A 19,675-nucleotide genomic window follows, 5' to 3' on the forward strand; every position below is an offset into this window, starting at 1 on the left:
GCTCATGCGTCCTCCTCAATAACGATCGAAATTTCGTAACGCCCTACCGGCGTTCCCTGCAACACTAGCCGGTAATGAAAATCAATATGCATCATCCAGCCGAGATTGGCTTTCGTTATAGCCAGATGATCTGTTACCGCTTCTGTATGAAGACGGCCGTAGCCCATATCGTAGGTGCCTTCGGTACGTTCACCGTACGCGTATACCTGTCGCATGGCCACGGCCCCGCTTCGGAGTACCATAACCTCCGCATTTCCGATTTTCAGTGTGGTCTGTACTTTCCCTATGCCTTCGAGCTCTTCTTCAAAACGGACATACGTCCATTCCTGTTTTTCATACATTTCACCATCTGCGTTCAGCTGAATGGTTTCACGTTCGTCTTCCTGCTGCATGTTGGTCGTCATAGCGACTTTTACCAGGGTCTTCGCTGTGTCTGCCACGATGAGCCACCTTTCTCTATGCCTGCATGTACTCGCTTTTAACGTTCCGGTTAATCACTGTCTTATTTTAACACGTCTTCGCGCATTGAGAAGGGAAAATTGATCAATTGAAAAGCCCAGGCACGAAAAAGCTCCCCTGCCGGAGCAGAGAAGCTTTGATTACCCTTTTACCGAGCCCGCAAGCAGCCCGCGGACAAAGTATCTTCCGAGTACAATATAGACAATCAGCGTTGGCAGGGCCGCAAGCATAGCACCAGCCATCTGCACGTTCCACTGCACGATCTGGCTGCCGGATAAATTCTGCAGCGCCACCATAACCGGTTGACTGTCTGCGTTTGTGATCGTTACTGCAAACAAAAATTCGTTCCAGATGTTTGTAAACTGCCAGATGGCTACCACTACAAACCCTGTAATGGACAGCGGAATGATAACGCGCCGAAATATCTGCAGAAAACCAGCACCATCAATTTTCGCTGCCTCGATCATTGTATCGGGAATGTTGGCGTAGAAGTTTCTAAACATCAGGGTGGTGATCGGCAGACCGTATACAACATGGGTGAGAATCAGCCCCGGAATCGAGTTGTACAATTCGATGGTTCTGAGAAACTGAATCAGTGGAATCAGGATACTTTGATACGGAATAAACATCCCAAACAGCAGGACGGTAAAGAGAATTTCCGAGCCTTTAAACTTCCATTTGGACAATACGTATCCGTTCATTGCCCCGAGCAGCGCGGATAAAATCGTTGCTGGAATAACCAGATACAGGCTGTTGGCCAGATTCGGAGCCAAAGCACTAAAGGCTTCTGCGTAGCTTGAAAAGTCAATCGCTGTCGGGAATGCCCACATCGTAGCGAGACTCACTTCATCGAGCGGCTTCAGGCTGGTTACTACGATAACGTAGATAGGCGATAAAAACAGAAGCGACATGAAAATGGCGAGTGCGTATTTGAACACCGGCGTTAATCGAATGGCCATCAGCCCTCCCTCCTTCGATTGGCGAGTAAGTACGGTACGATGAATATGGCGACCAGGATGAGCATAACCATTGCAATGGCTGCCCCGTTTGCATAGTAGTTAGCCCGGAATGTTGTTTCGAACATATACACACCCGGAACATCGGTCACAAAGTTCGCACCCGAACCAGTCATGGCGTACACAAGGTCGAAGATTTTCAGCGAAATGTGTGCCATAATGATAACGACACTTACGGTAATCGGCAGAAGCAGCGGAATGACTACCTTCATGTATACTTTCCACTCCGACGCCCCGTCGACCCGGGCGGCTTCCCGGAGCTCCTCCGGAATGCCCCGCAGGCCGGCCAGATACATCGCCAGGGAAAAACCGGTCATCTGCCAGACAGCCGCAATAACCAGCGCGATGATGGCTACCGGGAGGCCAAACTCAATACTGCCCCACTGAAAGCCGCCCAGAATCGTTGTATCGGTGTACCAGAGCGGCTGTATGCCGAAAAACGCCAAAAACGTATTGTAGCCCGTAGACGGGTTTAACAGCCACTGCCATACAACGCCCGTTACAACAAAGGACAGCGCCATTGGAAAAAGAAAAATATTGCGGAAAAGCGTTTCTGCTTTTAATTTCTGGTCAATAAGCACGGCCAGTCCCAATCCGCTCACGATCACAAATCCGATAAATAATAGAGTGAAAAACAATGTGTTTCTTAAATCCGCTTGAAAACGGAAGTCCTGGAATAAATAAATATAGTTTGCAAGCCCGGCAAACGAAAAATCGGGCGTCAGGCTGTTCCAGTTACTAAGTGATACGTACCCCGTCCAGCCGATAAATCCGTATACAAATACAGCGACCAGTAAAAACGAGGGAGCGATAAACGCCACGGCCCACCAGCGGTCCTTGACTGCCTTTTTACGTTTCACCCGATCTTTTGCTGCTGCTTTGTCTATTACTTCGTCGGCCATCTTCCATCCCTCCTTTGAACAAAAGAAGCCCGGCACCGCTTGTACCGGCACGGGGCTTCTTTCTGTTAACCATCCTATTGTTGTTCTTCATCCAGTGCTGTCTGCATCGATTCCATCAGTTTTTCTTCATCGCCCTGGGTAACGAAGATATTTACTGCCTGGTTCGCTTTAGTCACAAAGCCCTCAGAGGCAGCTGAACCGTGCGCAAGACTTGGCGTAAGCGAGGTTTCCTGGAAATCTTCCATTGTGTCCTGTCCGTATTCGTCATATTTAGATTCGTCCGCGTCCACTCGTGCCGGGATCGACCCTTTTAACGGATTGAACGTGTCCTGGCCTTCCTTCGAACCGAGGACACTCAGGAATTCTTTTACCTGCTCCGGATTTTCAACTCCTTTTGGCAGGCCGAACGTATCAGTGATAACCATGAATTCTTCTGAAGTGCCAGGGAACGGCGTGTAGCCGAAGCCTTCATTTACTTCGAGTCCAAGGTCATTTACAAAGTAGCCTTTTGCCCAGTCGCCCATATTAATCATGGCAGCTTCGCCATCTGCAACCATCTGCGCTGAATCCTGCCAGTTTCTCGAAGCATGATCTTCGTTGACATATTCAAGCATCTGCCCGAACTGCTCGGTAGCTGTTGCTACGCGCTTATCATCAAAGCCGACTTCTCCTTCCCAAAGAGCTTCATAGTCCTCTGGACCAAGATTAGCAAGGAGCAGGTTTTCGTAAATCTGTGTAGCCGGCCATGATTCTTTATCGCCCATCGCAAGCGGCGTCACCCCTGCTGCTTCAAGCTCTTCTGCGACTTCAAAAAATTCGTCGATATCACTTGGGGGCTCAATGTCGTTCTCTTCAAACACTTCCATATTGTAAAACATGACGTTGCCGCGGTGGATATTAACCGGGACGGAATAGATATCGCCGTCAGAGCTGACCATATCGACCAGTTCTTCCGGGAACTTGTCATTTAACTCCTCTTCTTCGTAGAAATCATTGAGCGGCTCCATCTTGTCGGCTGCAACCCAGCTGTCATTCAGCTCAGCACCGCCGTGCACCTGGAACGTGGATGGCGGATCGTCGCCCTGCATTCTTGTTGCGAGCACTGCTTTAGCATTTGTGCCGGCTCCGCCGGCTACAGCTGCGTTTTCCACCGAAATATCCGGATGCTCCTCTTCAAACATGTCGATTAAAGCCATCAGGCCGTCTTCCTCGCCTGCGCCTGTCCACCAGCTGAAGATTTCAACTTCAGCGTCGCTTCCGCCTTCCCCGGGCCCTCCGGAGCTTCCTTCATTTTCCGAACCGGACCCGGAATCCGAGCCGCCTCCGCCACAGGCTGCCAAACCGAACAACAGCAGTGAACTCCCTACCAGACCAACACTTTTTTTCAACATGAACCCTCCCCCTTGCAGGAATAATTATATTTTATGATAACGCTTACAAATTTGATTATAAGTTAGCTTGCAATGTTTGTATGGAATTATTTTCTATACAATCTTTTGATTTTCTGCATTATCTTTAGGTTACTTTATCCTATTACTTTCTGCCCTGCTGGTACTGTTTTGGAGAGCACCCCACCTGTTTTTTAAACACCCGGCTGAAATAGTTCGGGTCTTTGTACCCGATGCTGATGCTGATTTCCTTTAATGGCCGTTCGCGGTCCTGAAGCATCCTTTTGGCTTCCTGCATCCGTATACGCGCGACATAATCAACAAACGAGACACCGGTGACTTCCTTAAACTGATGGGAAAAATAGGCCGGGCTCCACTGCACGTATCCTGCCATGTCCTCGAGCTGAAGTGATTTCGCGTAGTGCTCTTTCACGTAAGCTTTCACTTTTTCAATCTGGTGATGCTCCTGGAAATGAAGACCTCTGTAAGCTCCTACAAGATGAAGAAGCCGTTTCCATTCGGCAGCGTCAGACGGCATATCTTCTTCAAGCGTTCCGTTCATTTCTTTGACCAGCTCCTCAAGCTGAAGCCACAAATGCCTCCGGGATGATTTTTGGGGATGGGTGTGCCACCATTCACTCCAATAGTAGACGGCGGATTTTTCTTCGCCTGTCCGCAGTGCATTTACAATGGAGGAAACCCACTGGCTGCTCTGCTCCGGCATGGCCGCCTGGTTTTTTTCAAGTCCGGATAAAGCTTCCACGTAGGCCTGAAACAGCAGCTTCATTTCGTATTCTTTATGAGAGACGCCGACCGCTGCTTTTTTCCCGAGCTCAAAATGCATGCGGCGCCGAAGGCGTTCAATCTCTTCGGACCCTCTGCTTTTCCCCGTGTGGAAGAAAAATGCCCGAAACCAGCCGTTCGGCTGACGGTCTGTGAGAAAGACATCACTCGTCCACTGCGCCAGTCGTTCTTCTATATCTTCCGGCGCTTCCTCTTCACGCATCACTGCCGCAAAACCGTACGAAGCACGGGGCACTGCTTCCGCCAGGAGCTCTGCATAATTTTCATGCGGTTCTCCGTGGCAGACACTTTGAAAAAGGAGCTTTTGCAGTCTGTGGCTGTACTGCTTCTGCTCCTGCCTGCTGCGGAGCACAGCCGTTTGTATGCGTTCGAGTGTCTGGATAGTCTCATCTTTTTTGCCGGGCTTCAGTAGATATTCTTTCACGCCCAGTTTAAGTGCCTCCCTGGCGTAATCAAAGGAATCATAGGCGGTGACCATAATAAAGTGAATACCAGGAGCTTTCTGCTGGATATGCTGGATGGCTTCAAGGCCGTTACATCCCGGCATTTTAATATCCATCAGCATAATATCCGGCTTGCTCCGGGTGGCCTGCTCTATCGCCTCGAGGCCGTTCTCCGCTTCTCCTATCACTTCTATTTCCGGTAAGTGTGCCGCTATCAGTTTTTTCATCGCTTTTCGTTCAAGCCATTCGTCTTCTGCCATCAGTAGTCGTATCATCCTGCCTGCCCCCCTGTCTGCCATTCTCTGAAAGGCATACGAAGTGTCACTGTGGTGCCGCGTGACGGCACAGAGGCCACATCCACCAGCGCTTCAGCGTGAAAAAACAATTCCAGGCGCCTGCGGACGTTCTGCATGCCGAGACCGGTCGAATGGCCAATATGCGCTTCCGGTTCTTTACCGGCACCGAGAAGCTGCTGACGCTGCCGCTCGTTCATCCCTTTTCCATTATCCGTTATCCGGACGACGATCTGGTTGTCTTCCATGCGCACCTGCACCCGTACTTCGGCATTTTCCTCCATGCCTTCCACCCCGTGGATAAAGGCATTCTCAATCACCGGCTGCAGCGTTAGCCTCGGGATTGGGAGATCGAGCTCCGTTGTTTCGATATCAATATGCGTAGATAAGCGGTTCCGAAACCTTGTTTCCTGTATGTGAAAATAGCTCTGGATCACGTCAATTTCCTCCCGGAGCGTTACTTCTTTTTCGATATTCCCCAAACTGTAGCGGAGCAGAGAAGAAACCGACCCTATTAATTCCGACGTTTCCTCTGCATCTTCTAAATAAGCCATTTTCGAAATGGTATTCAGCGTATTGAATAAAAAATGCGGATTGATTTGATTCTGCAGATGCTTCAGCTCGAGCTGCTTCATGAGCTGGTCCATCTCGGCCTTTTTTTCCATTTCGCCCACGTACGTATGAAGATCTGTACGCATGCGGTTGAACGTGTGGCCGAGAAGCTCCAGTTCATCTCCAGAACGAATACGGAGCGGCTCCCCCTGAAAATGGCCGCGTGAGACCTCCCCTGCCGCCTGGGACAATTCGTGCACGGGCTTTGTAATGCTTGAAGAAAACTTGAATGCGATAAAAGCCGCAATCAACAGCGATGTGGCAAACAAGCAAATGATAAAATAGCCAAATGCGGTATTTCGCTCCTGCAGCTGGGCATAGAGCTGCTGATAATCTGTCAGGGACTGGTCGATGAGGGTTAGCGTACTTTCCTGGATATACGTATTCGACTGCTCGGTTTCCGCAAGCTTGTCCCCGTATTTTTCAATATCTCCCTGGAGCACGAATCCGGCAGTCGTTTCGCTGTTTTGTTCGAGCGACTCAAGCAGCTGCATGTAGCTCTGCATCTCTACCGATCCCGGCTGATTTTCCTCTTCTGCGATTTTTTTCGTCAGAGCTTTCATTTCCCCGGATGCTTGATAATAAGCAGCCCACGTTTCCTGAGAAGGATTGGTGGCGACCTGCTGAGTCGCAGCCGTCCATTCTTCAGCCTGGCGGGAAATGGAATTAAGTAATACAAAACGGTCAAAGCTTGAGCTGTATTCATTGGTAATACGCTCCGAACTCCAGTAGATACCGATTGCTACTGCGTTAAAGAGCACAATAAACGCAAAGGAAAAGAACACCATTTTCGAGCGAATAGACCGTATCACTGCTCCAGCTCTCCTTCCCGGGCAGCTTCAGAAGCCCGCCAGATAATTGTCTCTGTATGCTGCACTGCCGGTACATGCTGCTGCTGATGCAGCCGGGCCACGTCATAGATTGCCTGCTCTCCCATCCGCCCGGGATGCTGACGGACCGCGGCGTCAATTTTTCCTTCTTTAAGCAGCTGTACTGTTTCAGGCAGCGTATCGAACCCGATTACATACAGATCACCGGCACCTTCAATCTCTTCAATCCCCTGGGAAATGCCGATAGCATCCAGGGCACTTGTGCCGTACATTGCCGTGATGGAAGGATGCTCCTTTAATAAACTGTACGTGGCCTGGGCGGCCCCGATCTCAGATATCCCGGAATAACCGATATCTTTAATTTCCACACGCCCGCTTGCTTCCACCGTGTCCCGGAAACCCTTCACCCGCTCCTGTTGATTAACTGCCTGCGCACTTCCCGAAACAATGCCGACCTGCTGTGTTCCTTCTGTCTTCTGCAGAAGCTCCTCGCCTGCTAAAATGCCGGCTTCATAATTATCTGTGCCGATATAGGCGCGCCGCCCGCTGCCGGGTACATCACTGTCTACTGTAAGAACCGGCACGCCTTTTTCAAGCGCCTTCTGCACCAGCTCCTGAAAAACCGGATCATCGATGCCCTGGGTGATAATGGCATCCACGTTGCTTTCAATCATCCGGTTCATCGTTTCAAGCTGTTCATTTTTATCCGCCTTGGCAGGGCCATGCGTTTCAACGTAAATTCCCGATTCCTTGCCGGCTTCGACGGCTCCCTCTTTAATCTGCTCCCAGTAGGGGTTTCCCGCCTCTTCCATAATGAGCGCTACTCTCGTCTGGTATGTTTCGTTCTCCTCTGAATTTACCGGTTCCACGTAAAAAGCCTTTGTCCCAAAATAAACGGTAGCCACCAGGCTGGCCAGACACGCGAAAAAGAAAACCGCAAACATCCAATGCTTTCGCCGTTTGCCCATAACTGCTGCCCCCCCTTTTTTTGAAATCGCTTACAAATAATTATATAACTTTTCCCAAAAATCGCCACCCCCCCCTCCGCTGCAAAGGGCATAAAAAAGACGCCGGGTCTATGGCCCCCGGCGCCCTCTGTTTATTCGTCTTCTGTTATTTCAAGTCCTTCTCCAGCCGCTTTGAGCTGCTCATACGTGTAGACAGCAATAGCTGTGTCTTGCACCCCGGTGCCCGTAAGATCGCAAAAGGTTATCTGCTCCATCGTTTCCCGGGCGGGCGTGTCTCCGCTGATGATCGCCCCAATTTCCACCGTGCTGCTTTCATCAATGGCTCCCGCTTCTTTGGCCGTCCGGTGTTCTCCGATGGAAAACACCTGCGAAGCAGCATCACAGGCAAGAATGTCCACCGCTCCCAGCACCTCCGGCTCGATTTCATTTTTTTCCGCGGCATCCGAGCCCATAGCAGTAATGTGGAGTCCCGGGTGCAGCCATTCTTTTTTAATAAACGGCTCCGTCGCCGGTGTCGTTGTTACGAGCACGTCGCAATTTCGTACTACCGTTTCCAGATCGGCTGCTTCTGTCGTAACGCCAAGCTCGTGCTCCATCTCGCGCTGATACGCTTCGATCCGTTCTTTTTTGCGTCCGTACACGTAGACTTTCTCAATTGAAGGCCGCACCATTTTCAGCGCCCGAAGCTGAAAGCGCGCCTGCGTACCGGTGCCGACAATACCTGCAATTTTCGCCTCATCCTTAGCCAGATACTTTGCTGCTGCAGCACCGGCGATGCCTGTACGCACATCGGTTAAATATCCGTTGTCCTGAAGTACCGCTGCCGGGAAGCCGGTATCCGAATGAAATAACAGCATCATGCCGCTAAGGCTTGGAAGTCCTTTGTCCGGATTGTCGAAAAAACCGGTCGAAATTTTCAGGGCAAACTGATCCATGCCTTTGACATACGCCGTTTTTGCGTCCATTTCACCGTTTTTGTCAGCAATTGGCATACTAAGAACCGGGGGCATGGTTACCTCTCCTGCCTGCAGGCGCCGGAAACCGTCTTCAATGAGAGCAAGGGCCTGTTGATTAACGTCAATCGTATTTCTGATCGGTTTTTCTTTAAATAAATACACGGACTCCGCCTCCTTTAAAGTGAGCTATTTTTATTATAGGAAACATTGCATCAAATCAAAACCATCAATCATGAGAACGCTTAAATATTTGCAGAACGGGAATAGCGTACCATACTTTGATTAAAAGGCAGGTGGACGATATGAAATATCGGCAATTGGGAGATACTGATTTGAACGTAAGTGAACTGAGTTTTGGCACGTGGGCCATTGGCGGAGCCTGGGGAGCAACAAATGATACCGAAGCACTGAAGGGCCTCGAGGCCGCCATGGACGCCGGCGTGAATTTTTTCGACACCGCTGACGTGTATGGGGACGGACACAGCGAGGAATTGATCGGAAAAGCAACGAAAGGGAAGGAAGAGGAAGTACATGTTGCCAGCAAGTTTGCCCGCGGCGGCGATATCAATGACCCAAATACTTATTCGAAGGAAAGCGTCACTGCTTATCTCGACGCTACGCTGAAGCGTCTTGGACGCGAACGCCTGGATCTTTATCAGATTCACTGCCCGCCGATTGATATTTTAAAAGACGGCTCGGTGTTTCAGGTGCTTGATGATCTGCAGAAAGAAGGAAAAATCCGTCATTACGGGGTCAGCGTGGAGACAGTGGAAGAGGGATTGGAATGCCTGCGTTATCCGAATGTGAAGGCCCTTCAGGTGATCTACAATATTTTCCGCCAAAAGCCGGCAGAACGACTGTTTCCACAGGCGAAAAAGCAGGGTGTCGGCATCCTGACCCGTGTACCGCTTGCCAGCGGACTATTAACGGGGAAATACACGCAGGAAACGACTTTCGCTGAAGATGACCACCGCAATTTCAATCGGGACGGGGAAGCCTTCAACGTCGGGGAAACTTTTGCCGGCCTTCCGTTTCAAAAGGGCGTGGAGCTCAGTTCCTCCCTCCAGTGGATTAAAGAGGAACGGGGTACGATGGCGCAGGCTGCTCTTCGCTGGATTCTGGATAATGACGATGTTACCTGCGTTATACCAGGATTCCGGAATGAAAAACAAGTGTCTGACAGCCTCGAAGCAGTCAGTGTGCCGTCCTTCTCCAGGGAGGAGCAGGAGAAGCTGACGAAGTTTTATTTAGAGGACGTGGAGCCAAGCATCCGGGGCGGATATTAAATCGTATGATTAACACAGTTTCATCCCGGGTAATTGTACTAGTGGACAAATTATTAAACAAAGGAGCGATTATATATGGGAAGCCAATCCGTTTCCGAACTAACCGCAGGTACGAACTATAAAGCGAGTGAAATCGACAGCTTTGTAGAAAACAATCATGTTACGGTTATTTCTAACAACGAAAATCAACTGTTTACAGAACCTGACCGCGAGTACAAAGTCGTCTATAAATTCGGCGGCTATTTCGATCATTCGAAGGAACTTGGCGGAAAAGAATTCGTTGAAAAACCAACGTACGTTGTAGAAAAAGTCTAAAAACAGCGTCCATTTGTTTTGAAAACACAGAAAGGCCGGCGCCCCTTAAAAAGGGTGTCGGCCTTTATAGTGTTCCTGATCCATAGCCTGGGCAAGCGACGAAGCGATCGGCACATCCTTAAAGCTAATGCCGAGATTGACGGAGGTCTGGGCAATTTCAGGACGCATCCCTGCCAGGACAGGCTTCACGCCAATCAGCTTCAGCGAACGGATCAGGCCGAAAATCTGATGGGCAACATGGGTATCAATACCGGCTACGCCGGATAGATCAATAAAAAGTTCGGACACCTGTTTTTTCGCACACGCCTCAAGCGAGTGTTCGAGTATTACTGCGGCCCTTTCTTCATCAATTTCTCCTATTAACGGAAGAAGGGCAGAGGATTTATTCAGCGAAATGATTGGTGCACTCAGTTCATTGATGATGCTTTCTTTAGCTTCCAGCTTCTGCAGGAGCAGCCGGTTGGATTTTTCCACATACGAAAGAATAATCTGGTCCACGCCGTTTGTGACGACCTCCCGAAGCTGTTCTTTCATATTGGCGGAAAGCTCGGTATGCTCTTCAGCGTAAAAACGCTTCAAATAGGCTGTATACTGCTCCCGGTGCCTCATCATTTCCCGGACAACCCGCGCGTCCTTCGTACGGAAGTACTTAGGATCGCTTATAATGCCATCTATCCATACTGCTAAGGTATTCTCCCACGTATTCCAGTCTTCAACAAAAATGCTTGAAAAGTGTAAATGAAATTCGTAGGTCTGGGCCTTCAGCTCCTCGACTTCTTTTGGATCCGTGGTTGCGTAAACAGATTCTCTATCTGATTCCTCTAACGTTTCGTACCATGATTTCGCCATCTCCGCTGCGTGATTGACAAAATAATCACGGATCAACTGGTTGGTGCTCATACGGCACCGTCTCCCTTCTGTGTGGAAACTACTTATATCATGTTTCATGTTCCTTTAAAAAATTATAATTAAACAAGAAAATTTATGACTCCGGTTGGAGCGGATAGGATTCTCTTAGCGTCCACTGGTCTTTTTCAAGATGGGCTTTAAAGCGGTTCATGATCCAAAGGTGAATAAATGCCTGGGTGTACTGATAAAAATACCATGGCATAGCCGGGACGTAGTCATGGACCGCTACAATGCACTGATTGGTATGAGGAATTTTACGGAATTCCAACCGGCCCCGCTCTCCTTCGTTTACCTGAGCCAGGAGCCCCCCGGTAATATAATACAGCGCGCGGTCTTCTTCACTGCGCTCCTTGGAATAAGAAAGCTCAAGAAATGTTCTTTTCATAAAAGCAGGCCGGAGCCCATACTGATAACGGTCGGTCGTTTCCACTTTTACAAACGGGCGCAGAAGCTTCGGCAGCCATTTTATATAGTAGCGTGCCGTCCAGTCTGCGTCTCTGCCATTTGGAATCGTCACGCGCTGGACGGAGCGCACATTCCGTTCCACCGGCGCCGGCTTCAGGCGTGCCAGGATGGAGGACTGATCTTTCCTGCTCTCACGCAGGGAATTTTCTGCCGCCTCCCGGAATGAAACTTTTCCATCACTAATCCCTTTTACACTTTTGGCTGGATCGGCCACCATCGGATGGATCAGGCTTTCAATTAAGGGGTAGACAAGGCTTTTCGGCGTTCCAGTCGTCACACTCACCCACAGTCTGGAAAGACGCACGGTGAAAAACGGAACAGTAACTGCGTACCGCTTTTTCCCCATCACCTGTGATGTGACCCCCATCATTTTCCGGTACGTCATGACATCCGGGCCTCCAACATCAATGGAGCGGTTGTAGAGTGACTCTTCCCCGATGCTCTTCTGCAGGCTGTTCAATACATCGGAGAGGGCGATCGGATGGGTCTTTGTTTGTGTCCATTTCGGAAGAATCATCACCGGCAGCCGTTTCACCAGCTTTGCCAGAATAGGGAATGACGATCCCTGCGGACCTACGATTAATCCAGCCCGTATGGCAGTTACCGGGGTACGGTACGACTTTAGGATATTTTCGACTTCCAGGCGGCTGCTTAAATGACGGGACAACCGGTCGGCCTTAGGAATGATGCCACTCAAATAAACGACCTGCTTTACCTGCTGCTGCTCGGCAGCGCGCGCGAAATTATCCGCCAGAATGACATCCATATCCTCAAACCGGCCCTGGGTTAATTTGGACGTCGGCATCATAGAATGAACTAAGTACAGCGCGTAATCTGCGCCTTCAAGTGCTTTCTCTGCGTCCTTTAGTGAAAACAAGTCACACGAGCGCCACGTTACGTGCTCTTCGTTTTCTTTTGTGCTTATATTTCTCGACAGGGCAATAATATCTGCATGCTTCTTCAGCTCCGTCATCAGATTTCTTCCGATGTAACCGCTCGCTCCAGTTATAGCTATGACTGGCCGCCGGCTGTTTGTTCTCTCCATCTCCACACGCTCCTTTTTGTCTAGAATCGTTACGTATACCTTTCCCTAATTATTCCGGAGTTAATTACATATTTATTTTTGAAATAATCCATTGCGCAATTATCATCGTAACAAAGCTGACAAGGAAACCAAAAACTACAAAAGCTAGCACCCACAGCCATCCCCGCTCCAGATTAAGGCCGGCAAGCAGTCCAATAACCGCCCATGTCAATGCTGCCGGGAGGGCGTATTTTAATGTATTTTCCATTGAAACATTCCTCCTCTTTTCTGACTCTTCCCTTTGCAAAACCTGACCAATACTTAAATTCGTTATTTGTTCACAATTATATAATCTTCCTGCTTGCATCCTTTTGTGAAATAGTGCACAATGCAAGTAGGTAAATATTGCTCAGGTATTCACATGATTTAAATTCGAAAGGGGATTTTATACATGAAAAGAAATCACGTCCACCGGGTTGTTGTTGTCGGAGCCGGAGCTGTCGGCAGCGGATATGCATTTTCGTTAATTAATCAGGCTGTCGTCGAGGAGCTCGTGATCATCGATCTGGATGAACGCAAAGCCGAAGGTGACGTGATGGACCTGAACCACGGCAAAGCCTTTGCGCCCCATCCTACCAAAACATGGGTTGGCACGTATGAAGACTGCCGGGATGCCGATATTGTATGTATTACAGCCGGTGCCAACCAAAAACCCGGCGAGAGCCGTCTCGACCTTGTTGGCAAAAATACAGCAATTTTTAAAAATATTGTCGGACAGGTAATGGGCAGCGGCTTTGACGGGATATTTCTTATCGCTACTAACCCTGTGGATATCCTTACGTATGCCACGCAGCAGTTCAGCGGGCTTTCGAGTGAAAGAGTCATCGGGAGCGGCACCATTCTTGATACTGCCCGCCTGCGGTTTATGCTGAGTGATTACTTCGACACTGCCGCCCAGAATGCTCACGCCTATATCATTGGTGAACACGGGGATACCTCACTTGCCGTCTGGAGCCAGGCTAACGTGGGCGGCCGGAACGTTCTGGATTTAGCAGAGAAGCAGGAAAGGAAAAGCGTAGATGAAGTAAAAAAGATGATTAAAGACGTGCGCGGAGCTGCTTATGAAATCATTGAACGTAAAGGCGCTACGAGTCACGGCATTGCTATGGGCCTTACCCGCATCACAAACGCCATCTTAAAGAACGAAAACAGCGTTCTGACCGTCAGTGCCTATCTCGAGGGACAGTACGGAGAACACAATCTGTGCATTGGCGTTCCGGCTGTAATTAACCGCGAGGGTATACGGGAAGTAATCGAACTACCGCTGGACGAAGAAGAAACGGATAATTTCCGTCACAGCGCAGATACGCTCCGCCGTGTATGGGAAAACGCGAACGGGCAGACAACAAACTAAGCGATCCCTTTATTAAAACAAACTTAAAGCCTGAATAGCCCTTCCGCTGTGGAGGGTTTTTCTCTGTCCGCAGGCCCTTAAAGCGCAGTGATTCCCCATTTTGGGGCAATGTATGTTAGAATTTGAAGGAATAGCAACATACTAGTGAGAAGGAGCTTGAATGTATGAGTATTTCACGAAATGACCCGTGCCCTTGCGGCAGCGGAAAAAAATACAAAAAATGCTGCGGCGATCCCGCCAACCAGCCAGCTTATACGACCGAAGAAGTAACCAACATACAGCTGGATCTTGCCGCCGCTGCCAACAAAGACAGCCGGAAGGATTTCAGCCATTATTACCGCCGCGTCTACCGGCCGAATTATTTTCCTTACGCCTGGCATAAATTTGTCCAAAACCTGGCGCTTGCCGACTTTTTACTGCACGGCAACGAACGCCGGAAATGGATGAATATTCACCAGCAGATCGAGCAAAATAATCAGCATCCCCGGCTCCAGCGGCTTTATTCCAACTGGACCGGACATAACCTGTCATTGTTCCGCCTGAATAAAATGACCGACGACTGGTACGAAGTCACTGACCTGCTGAGCGAAGAAGTTCACCATATTGAACCTTTGTCCTTTTTCCGCGATCTGCAGGAAAACATTGTATTCCTTGCCTTTTTAGTTCCTGTAGAGGATAAGTGGTACCCGATGCTTGGTCTGCTGCCGTTCCATCCCGACTTCGCCGATGATGTCATCAAAAGCGTTACCGGCTCTGTGCCGGACGATGAAGCGGATAAAGCAGGCTGGATTACTCATCATCTGCCGGACGTGCTCCGCACGCTCAAGGATGACCTGCAGGATAAATACCAGGAAGCAGATAGCGCCTCCCCTTCCGCTGAAACAGAGGACGGTGCCGAAACCGAAACAAAAGAAGCCGCTTCGGCATCGACTGGTGCTTTAAACGAGGATCAGCAGAAAGTGATTGAGACGCTTGAAAGCTCTTCCCGGCTGTCCACGGATGCAGCAGCTGCAGCTTCGGATTTGTGGATTCAGTTCTGCGAACAGGAAAATCCAGTGATCCGCAAACCGGAAGCCCAGGCAGCTGCTCTTGAATACGCCGTAGGCGGCGGCACGCAAAAAGAAATAGCGGAACGGTATGGTGTCGCTTCGTCGACAATCCGCACGCAGTGGAAAAAGATGGAGCCTTATACCTCCAACGAGAAAGCGTAAAGAAATAAACGACCAGCGGGGGTGACGTTCCGCTGGTCGTTTACTGTTTTAGAAAACCTTTTTCTTTTTCCGTTTCTTTAAGGCAAGCATCCTGCTTCCGGCAAGCACCAGATGGATAGAAGCAGCCATAAGTATCAGGTCGAGCTCAAAGCCTCCAACCAGCCCCTGCTGCCATTTAACCGTCACGATTGCTCCGAGCATGATTATCGCAAACAGGCCGGCGACCACCCGTGTCAGCACTCCCAGAATAAGTAAAACGCCGCCCACGGCTTCGATGACTGCCACAGTAGGCGCTGTACCATCCGGCATACCCATGCTGCCAAACGAAGCAGCAGAAGCACTCATCCCATTCATTAATTTATCTGCTCCGTGCGCTAAAAATATTATGCCCGTCACCACCCGAAGGATCAGCAGTCCCACTTCCATATTTTTCATGCCTTGGCCCCCTTTCTTTCTCACCAGTATGCCGAATACCTTCGAGTTTGAAAAGCAACGGGAGAAGAAACGTGATTTCTTCCTATGAAAAAAGAGGCCGGGCCGGCCTCTTTTAGTTTACTACAGTTTCTTTTCGAGCCAGATACGTTCATCCGGCAGCTCCTCTTTCACCTGAAATCCTGCTGCCTGAAGCATGTCAATGAATTCCGGGTACTGGTGGGCGAGCTTCGTCTGTACAACCTGGTACCCCTGCTCGCGGGTATGAATAAGCACATTGCCGACGAGACGGCTTCTCCATCCATCATCTTCAAACGCTTCTTCCATGCCGTTCAGCCAGCTGTACCATACGCCCTCGTCTTTTGCGTAGCTGATATCGTAGCCGAGGATTTTCCCTTCCTCTCTGGCTACCTGCACAAGAGACGCTTCCGCCTGCTCAAGGGTCTGGTGCATCGGTTCCATTTTTTCAAAAAGCTGAGCATGTAAATATAAGATGCCCTGAAGCACTTCGCTTGGAGGCATGCCTTCGTATTTTTCTATCTGCATTGTCGTTGTTCCTTCCTTCCCTCACTAACTTCTACAGCCAGTGTAGCATACGAAAGCACAGTTTATCTTTTCTACCGCCTGTTTCAAGTTCATGTTACCATATAAAGTGATATGAAAACGCCCGGGCGCGCATACATACCAGAATGTAATTGAGGAGATCGATGAGTTATGGAGTTGACCTTAAACCTGTACTACCTGTTATTTATCGGCCTGGCGTTAAATGCCGTTATTTACGTCATTGCACGCATTAAACAGCACGGCCGCCGGCACCGGTTCGCTGCAGCGAATGTAACATTTATAGCTTTTTTCTCTGTATTAATTTTAAGCATTGTGTTTACCCGCTGGATCGGGCCCGACTTATTTGTCATAAGCGTCGGCATGATTTTTATGTTCGTTATCGCCGCCCTTTTGGATAAAAAAATAGGAGCAGACTAAAACAGACAGCGACGCCACGTCCTGTCTGTTTTTAATCTGATAAAATCCGCGCAGCAGGTATCACTTAATCACCCAGATTCACCCCGGAATTTTTGAATCTCCTGCATTAATAAATTAAGCTCGGCCTGGGCGCTGTTTATGGAAGCTGTTAGCTTTCCAAGTTCAATATTGGCAGTCTGATACAGGCACTTTGTGAGTTTATCGATGGAGTCGGAATTGGCAATTTTAGCATTACCTATAGATGGGGACATACAGTTTGCAGCTATTTTAAACAGCCTCCTTGAGTCGCTTTTTTATTAAGGAATATTTATGAATTTCATTCGAACCGTTATATTTTACCTATTAATTATAGCATAAGCCAAGAAATTTAATAGTAATATAGTAATGAATGCCATTCATAATAACTCAGGAAATAACAAACAAAAAAGAGGCAGAACTTCTCAGCTCTGCCTCTTCTTTATTATGAAATTTTCATCCGCTGCAGGCGCAGGGCATTCAGTACCACAGAAACTGAACTGAACGCCATGGCTGCGCCGGCCACCCACGGAGCGAGCAGGCCGATGGCGGCGATAGGAATGCCGACGGAATTATACACAAACGCAAAGAATAAATTTTCTTTGATGTTTTTCATCGTTGCCCGGCTCATGAGTACAGCATCTGCTGCGCTGTTTAAATCCCCGCGCATCAGCGTAATGTCCGCTGCCTCCACGGCGATGTCCGTTCCTGTACCTACAGCCATGCCGATATCAGCGGTCGCAAGCGCCGGCGCATCGTTAATCCCGTCACCAACCATGGCGACGCGCCGCCCTTCACGCTGCAGCCGTGTTACTTCGCTGCTTTTCTGTTCAGGAAGTACGCGCGCAATTACACGGTCAATCCCTACTTCCGCTGCAATGGCGCGGGCGGTCTTTTCGTTATCGCCGGTAATCATTACGACTTCAAGCCCTGCCGCCTGCATGCGTTCCACTGCCCGTTTGGATGTTTCTTTCACTGTATCAGCGACAGCAATCCAGCCGGCGAAGCGGTCGTTTACCGCCACTCCCATAACCGTTTTACCCTGATCCTCCAGCGTTTCATTTTCCGCTTCTTCCGGAACGCCTTTCACATGGCGCTCCGCCAGCCAGGCATTTGTCCCAACCGCTATAGTACCGGCGTCTGTGACTGCGAGCACTCCTTTGCCGGGAAGTGCTTCAAACGAAGAAGCAGACTGCAGCGTAAGATTTTTCTGCTCCGCATCCCGGACAATCGCCTGGGCCAGCGCATGCTCGGAGGACTGCTCCACTCCGGCAGCGTGCATCAGCAGCTCCTGCTCCGTCCAGTCCGGTCCCGGCACAATATCCGTCACTGCCGGCTCTCCTTTTGTGATCGTGCCGGTTTTATCGAGCAGGATTGTTTCCACTGCCCCGGTGCTTTCCAAGTACTGCCCGCCTTTAAACAGCACGCCGGTTTCAGCAGCTCTGCCGGAGCCCGCCATAATAGACGTCGGCGTTGCCAGGCCGAGCGCACATGGGCAGGCAATAACCAGGATGGCAATAGTCGGCAGGAGCGCCGCTTCAAGTGATCCGGGCTGTACAAAAAGAATCCAGGTAAGAAAGGTCAAGAGCGCGATGCCAATTACAATCGGTACGAAGACCCCGGATACGCGGTCAGCAAGGCGCTGGATCTCCGCCTTACCGCCCTGGGCTTCTTCGACGACCCGCACAATCTGGGACAATGCCGTGTCCTTGCCGACCCGGGTGGCACGCATACGGATACGCCCGTTTCCATTCACCGTCGCCCCAATCAACATGTCTCCCGTGTCTTTTTCCACCGGAATACTTTCACCCGTAAGCATGGATTCATCCACAGACGAGCGGCCGTCTATAACCTCTCCGTCCACCGGCACCCTGGCTCCCGGCTTCACGTGGACAATGTCGCCCTCCTGGACATCTTCGCTCTTTATTTCTGTTACTTTTCCGTTTCGTTCCACCAGGGCGGTTTCAGCTTTTAACGAGAGCAGTGATTTAATCGCGCGCGAGGTGCGTCCCTTCGCTTTCGCTTCAAACCACTTGCCAAGGAGGATAAGGGTAATGATCACTGCTGATGTTTCAAAATACAGCCCTTCGGATGCATTGCCTGTCAGCACAAAATACAGGCTGTAAAAATAGGCAGCCGAGGTGCCAAGGGCGACCAGCACGTCCATATTGGCGCTGCCGCTCCGTAATGATTTATAAGCGCTCCGGTAAAACGTGGAGCCGATGATAAACTGAACCGGGGTCGCAATGCCTAACTGAACCCAGGGATTCATCAGTACTTCCGGAGACCAGAGAAAGGACAGAAATCCGAAATGGGATACCATCGTCCATACAAGCGGAAGGGTCAAAAGCGCAGAAATCAACAGCTGCCATCCTTTTTTCCGCTGCTCTTTTTCTCTCGGATCCTCCGTCTCTTCCTCAGTGCGTTCGGTTAACCCGTACCCTAATTTGTCTACTGCCTGTTCCATGTCCTCTACAGAAACTTCCCCGTCCAGATAGTGGACCGTGGCACGCTCCATCGCCAGGTTAACAGTGGCTTCCGACACCCCGGGAAGTTTATTCAGCTTCTTTTCCACCCGGTTGGCACAGGCCGCACATGTCATTCCGGAGACGTCAAACACCGCTTCACTGCGGCGGATGCTGTAGCCGGTCTGCTCTACTTTTTCTCCCATCTCATGCGGCGATACTTCGCCTGGGTCATACTGCACCGAAAGCTGTTCGGTCGTTAAGTTGACGGAGGCTTCTGAAACCCCCTCCATTTTCCCCACCTGCTTTTCAATTCTTCGGGAGCAGGCCGCACAGGTCATGCCCTCCACAGACGCGTTCCAGTGGGAAAGGTTGTTATTGGTTTTTTGCTTTTCCATACCAGCACCTCATTTCCATCGCAGGCTTCCCTCTAATATTATACCCCCGTATAGTATTTAGCAAACAAAAGCTATGATAAAAAAACGGA

General features: G+C 49.8%; 19 protein-coding genes. 5 read left to right on the forward strand and 14 right to left on the reverse strand.

Annotated features, from left to right (window positions below; all coding sequences use genetic code 11):
- Positions 1-2: 2 nt before the first annotated feature.
- From ACTTK6_RS01570 to ACTTK6_RS01605, 8 genes are all read right to left on the reverse strand, one after another.
- Positions 3-440 (reverse strand): YwiB family protein, encoded by a 438-nt coding sequence (locus tag ACTTK6_RS01570; RefSeq protein ID WP_462832449.1) that lies wholly within the window; start codon positions 438-440, stop codon positions 3-5.
- A 159-nt stretch (positions 441-599) separates the two neighbouring features.
- Entirely contained in the window at positions 600-1,418 is an 819-nt protein-coding gene (locus ACTTK6_RS01575; RefSeq protein WP_079474670.1) for a carbohydrate ABC transporter permease, read from the reverse strand.
- The gene (locus ACTTK6_RS01580) at positions 1,418-2,377 is read right to left on the reverse strand and encodes a carbohydrate ABC transporter permease (RefSeq protein WP_462832450.1); all 960 of its coding nucleotides are present in this window, start codon (positions 2,375-2,377) and stop codon (positions 1,418-1,420) included. Before ACTTK6_RS01580 ends, ACTTK6_RS01575 begins: the two co-directional genes overlap by 1 nt.
- Positions 2,378-2,451: 74 nt before the next feature.
- The gene (locus ACTTK6_RS01585; protein WP_462832451.1) at positions 2,452-3,768 is read right to left on the reverse strand and encodes an ABC transporter substrate-binding protein; all 1,317 of its coding nucleotides are present in this window, start codon (positions 3,766-3,768) and stop codon (positions 2,452-2,454) included.
- Between the two features lie 142 nt (positions 3,769-3,910).
- Positions 3,911-5,287, reverse strand: a complete 1,377-nt coding sequence (locus tag ACTTK6_RS01590; RefSeq protein ID WP_462832452.1) for a response regulator — start codon at positions 5,285-5,287, stop codon at positions 3,911-3,913.
- Complete coding sequence (locus ACTTK6_RS01595; protein ID WP_462832453.1) at positions 5,284-6,729, reverse strand: sensor histidine kinase; 1,446 nt, start codon at positions 6,727-6,729, stop codon at positions 5,284-5,286. Before ACTTK6_RS01595 ends, ACTTK6_RS01590 begins: the two co-directional genes overlap by 4 nt.
- Positions 6,726-7,715, reverse strand: a complete 990-nt coding sequence (locus ACTTK6_RS01600; protein ID WP_462832454.1) for a substrate-binding domain-containing protein — start codon at positions 7,713-7,715, stop codon at positions 6,726-6,728. Before ACTTK6_RS01600 ends, ACTTK6_RS01595 begins: the two co-directional genes overlap by 4 nt.
- A 131-nt stretch (positions 7,716-7,846) precedes the next feature.
- The gene (locus ACTTK6_RS01605) at positions 7,847-8,833 is read right to left on the reverse strand and encodes a cyclodeaminase (RefSeq protein WP_079474664.1); all 987 of its coding nucleotides are present in this window, start codon (positions 8,831-8,833) and stop codon (positions 7,847-7,849) included.
- Positions 8,834-8,973: 140 nt separating this feature from the next.
- On the opposite strand from ACTTK6_RS01605, the gene ACTTK6_RS01610 reads away from it, so the two are divergent.
- Together ACTTK6_RS01610 and ACTTK6_RS01615 are read left to right on the forward strand one after the other, a co-directional pair.
- Entirely contained in the window at positions 8,974-9,957 is a 984-nt protein-coding gene (locus ACTTK6_RS01610; RefSeq protein ID WP_462832455.1) for an aldo/keto reductase, read from the forward strand.
- Positions 9,958-10,032: 75 nt separating this feature from the next.
- Positions 10,033-10,272 carry a hypothetical protein gene (locus tag ACTTK6_RS01615; RefSeq protein ID WP_022794616.1) on the forward strand — a complete coding sequence of 80 codons (240 nt, stop codon included), beginning with the start codon at positions 10,033-10,035 and terminating at the stop codon, positions 10,270-10,272.
- 45 nt (positions 10,273-10,317) lie between these two features.
- On the opposite strand, the gene ACTTK6_RS01620 is transcribed toward ACTTK6_RS01615, so the two are convergent.
- The 3 genes from ACTTK6_RS01620 to ACTTK6_RS01630 form a co-directional block, all read right to left on the reverse strand.
- Complete coding sequence (locus ACTTK6_RS01620) at positions 10,318-11,172, reverse strand: STAS domain-containing protein (protein ID WP_158219031.1); 855 nt, start codon at positions 11,170-11,172, stop codon at positions 10,318-10,320.
- Between the two features lie 82 nt (positions 11,173-11,254).
- Positions 11,255-12,691 (reverse strand): NAD-dependent epimerase/dehydratase family protein, encoded by a 1,437-nt coding sequence (locus tag ACTTK6_RS01625; protein ID WP_079474661.1) that lies wholly within the window; start codon positions 12,689-12,691, stop codon positions 11,255-11,257.
- Between the two features lie 64 nt (positions 12,692-12,755).
- Complete coding sequence (locus ACTTK6_RS01630; RefSeq protein ID WP_079474660.1) at positions 12,756-12,938, reverse strand: hypothetical protein; 183 nt, start codon at positions 12,936-12,938, stop codon at positions 12,756-12,758.
- Between the two features lie 183 nt (positions 12,939-13,121).
- Here ACTTK6_RS01630 and ACTTK6_RS01635 point away from each other — a divergent pair, with 183 nt between their 5' ends.
- Positions 13,122-14,084 carry an L-lactate dehydrogenase gene (locus tag ACTTK6_RS01635; RefSeq protein WP_079474659.1) on the forward strand — a complete coding sequence of 321 codons (963 nt, stop codon included), beginning with the start codon at positions 13,122-13,124 and terminating at the stop codon, positions 14,082-14,084.
- Between the two features lie 164 nt (positions 14,085-14,248).
- Positions 14,249-15,295: an SEC-C metal-binding domain-containing protein gene (locus tag ACTTK6_RS01640; protein ID WP_462832456.1), complete on the forward strand. Its 1,047-nt coding sequence runs from the start codon at positions 14,249-14,251 to the stop codon at positions 15,293-15,295.
- Positions 15,296-15,343: 48 nt separating this feature from the next.
- Here ACTTK6_RS01640 and ACTTK6_RS01645 read toward each other — a convergent pair whose 3' ends face one another.
- Positions 15,344-15,730, reverse strand: coding sequence for a DoxX family protein (locus ACTTK6_RS01645; protein ID WP_079474657.1), 387 nt, complete (start codon positions 15,728-15,730; stop codon positions 15,344-15,346).
- A 120-nt stretch (positions 15,731-15,850) separates the two neighbouring features.
- Positions 15,851-16,273: a hypothetical protein gene (locus tag ACTTK6_RS01650; RefSeq protein WP_462832457.1), complete on the reverse strand. Its 423-nt coding sequence runs from the start codon at positions 16,271-16,273 to the stop codon at positions 15,851-15,853.
- A gap of 168 nt (positions 16,274-16,441) precedes the next feature.
- Here ACTTK6_RS01650 and ACTTK6_RS01655 point away from each other — a divergent pair, with 168 nt between their 5' ends.
- Positions 16,442-16,708, forward strand: coding sequence for a hypothetical protein (locus ACTTK6_RS01655; protein WP_462832458.1), 267 nt, complete (start codon positions 16,442-16,444; stop codon positions 16,706-16,708).
- A 460-nt stretch (positions 16,709-17,168) separates the two neighbouring features.
- Here the strand turns inward: ACTTK6_RS01655 and ACTTK6_RS01660 are convergent, their stop codons facing one another.
- Positions 17,169-19,586 (reverse strand): heavy metal translocating P-type ATPase, encoded by a 2,418-nt coding sequence (locus ACTTK6_RS01660; RefSeq protein WP_462832459.1) that lies wholly within the window; start codon positions 19,584-19,586, stop codon positions 17,169-17,171.
- Between the last annotated feature and the right edge of the window lie 89 nt (positions 19,587-19,675).

Source organism: Marinococcus salis, assembly GCF_054971365.1.

Excerpts from the sequence above, each read along its gene's own strand:
- ACTTK6_RS01655 (WP_462832458.1), top strand. The coding sequence starts at position 16,442 with ATGGAGTTGACCTTAAACCTGTACTACCTGTTATTTATCGGCCTGGCG.
- ACTTK6_RS01600 (WP_462832454.1), bottom strand. The coding sequence starts at position 7,715 with ATGGGCAAACGGCGAAAGCATTGGATGTTTGCGGTTTTCTTTTTCGCG.
- ACTTK6_RS01610 (WP_462832455.1), top strand. The coding sequence starts at position 8,974 with ATGAAATATCGGCAATTGGGAGATACTGATTTGAACGTAAGTGAACTG.
- ACTTK6_RS01635 (WP_079474659.1), top strand. The coding sequence starts at position 13,122 with ATGAAAAGAAATCACGTCCACCGGGTTGTTGTTGTCGGAGCCGGAGCT.
- ACTTK6_RS01625 (WP_079474661.1), bottom strand. The coding sequence starts at position 12,691 with ATGGAGAGAACAAACAGCCGGCGGCCAGTCATAGCTATAACTGGAGCG.
- ACTTK6_RS01580 (WP_462832450.1), bottom strand. The coding sequence starts at position 2,377 with ATGGCCGACGAAGTAATAGACAAAGCAGCAGCAAAAGATCGGGTGAAA.
- ACTTK6_RS01660 (WP_462832459.1), bottom strand. The coding sequence starts at position 19,586 with ATGGAAAAGCAAAAAACCAATAACAACCTTTCCCACTGGAACGCGTCT.
- ACTTK6_RS01630 (WP_079474660.1), bottom strand. The coding sequence starts at position 12,938 with ATGGAAAATACATTAAAATACGCCCTCCCGGCAGCATTGACATGGGCG.
- ACTTK6_RS01620 (WP_158219031.1), bottom strand. The coding sequence starts at position 11,172 with ATGAGCACCAACCAGTTGATCCGTGATTATTTTGTCAATCACGCAGCG.
- ACTTK6_RS01650 (WP_462832457.1), bottom strand. The coding sequence starts at position 16,273 with ATGCAGATAGAAAAATACGAAGGCATGCCTCCAAGCGAAGTGCTTCAG.
- ACTTK6_RS01585 (WP_462832451.1), bottom strand. The coding sequence starts at position 3,768 with ATGTTGAAAAAAAGTGTTGGTCTGGTAGGGAGTTCACTGCTGTTGTTC.
- ACTTK6_RS01645 (WP_079474657.1), bottom strand. The coding sequence starts at position 15,730 with ATGAAAAATATGGAAGTGGGACTGCTGATCCTTCGGGTGGTGACGGGC.
- ACTTK6_RS01640 (WP_462832456.1), top strand. The coding sequence starts at position 14,249 with ATGAGTATTTCACGAAATGACCCGTGCCCTTGCGGCAGCGGAAAAAAA.
- ACTTK6_RS01575 (WP_079474670.1), bottom strand. The coding sequence starts at position 1,418 with ATGGCCATTCGATTAACGCCGGTGTTCAAATACGCACTCGCCATTTTC.
- ACTTK6_RS01590 (WP_462832452.1), bottom strand. The coding sequence starts at position 5,287 with ATGATACGACTACTGATGGCAGAAGACGAATGGCTTGAACGAAAAGCG.
- ACTTK6_RS01615 (WP_022794616.1), top strand. The coding sequence starts at position 10,033 with ATGGGAAGCCAATCCGTTTCCGAACTAACCGCAGGTACGAACTATAAA.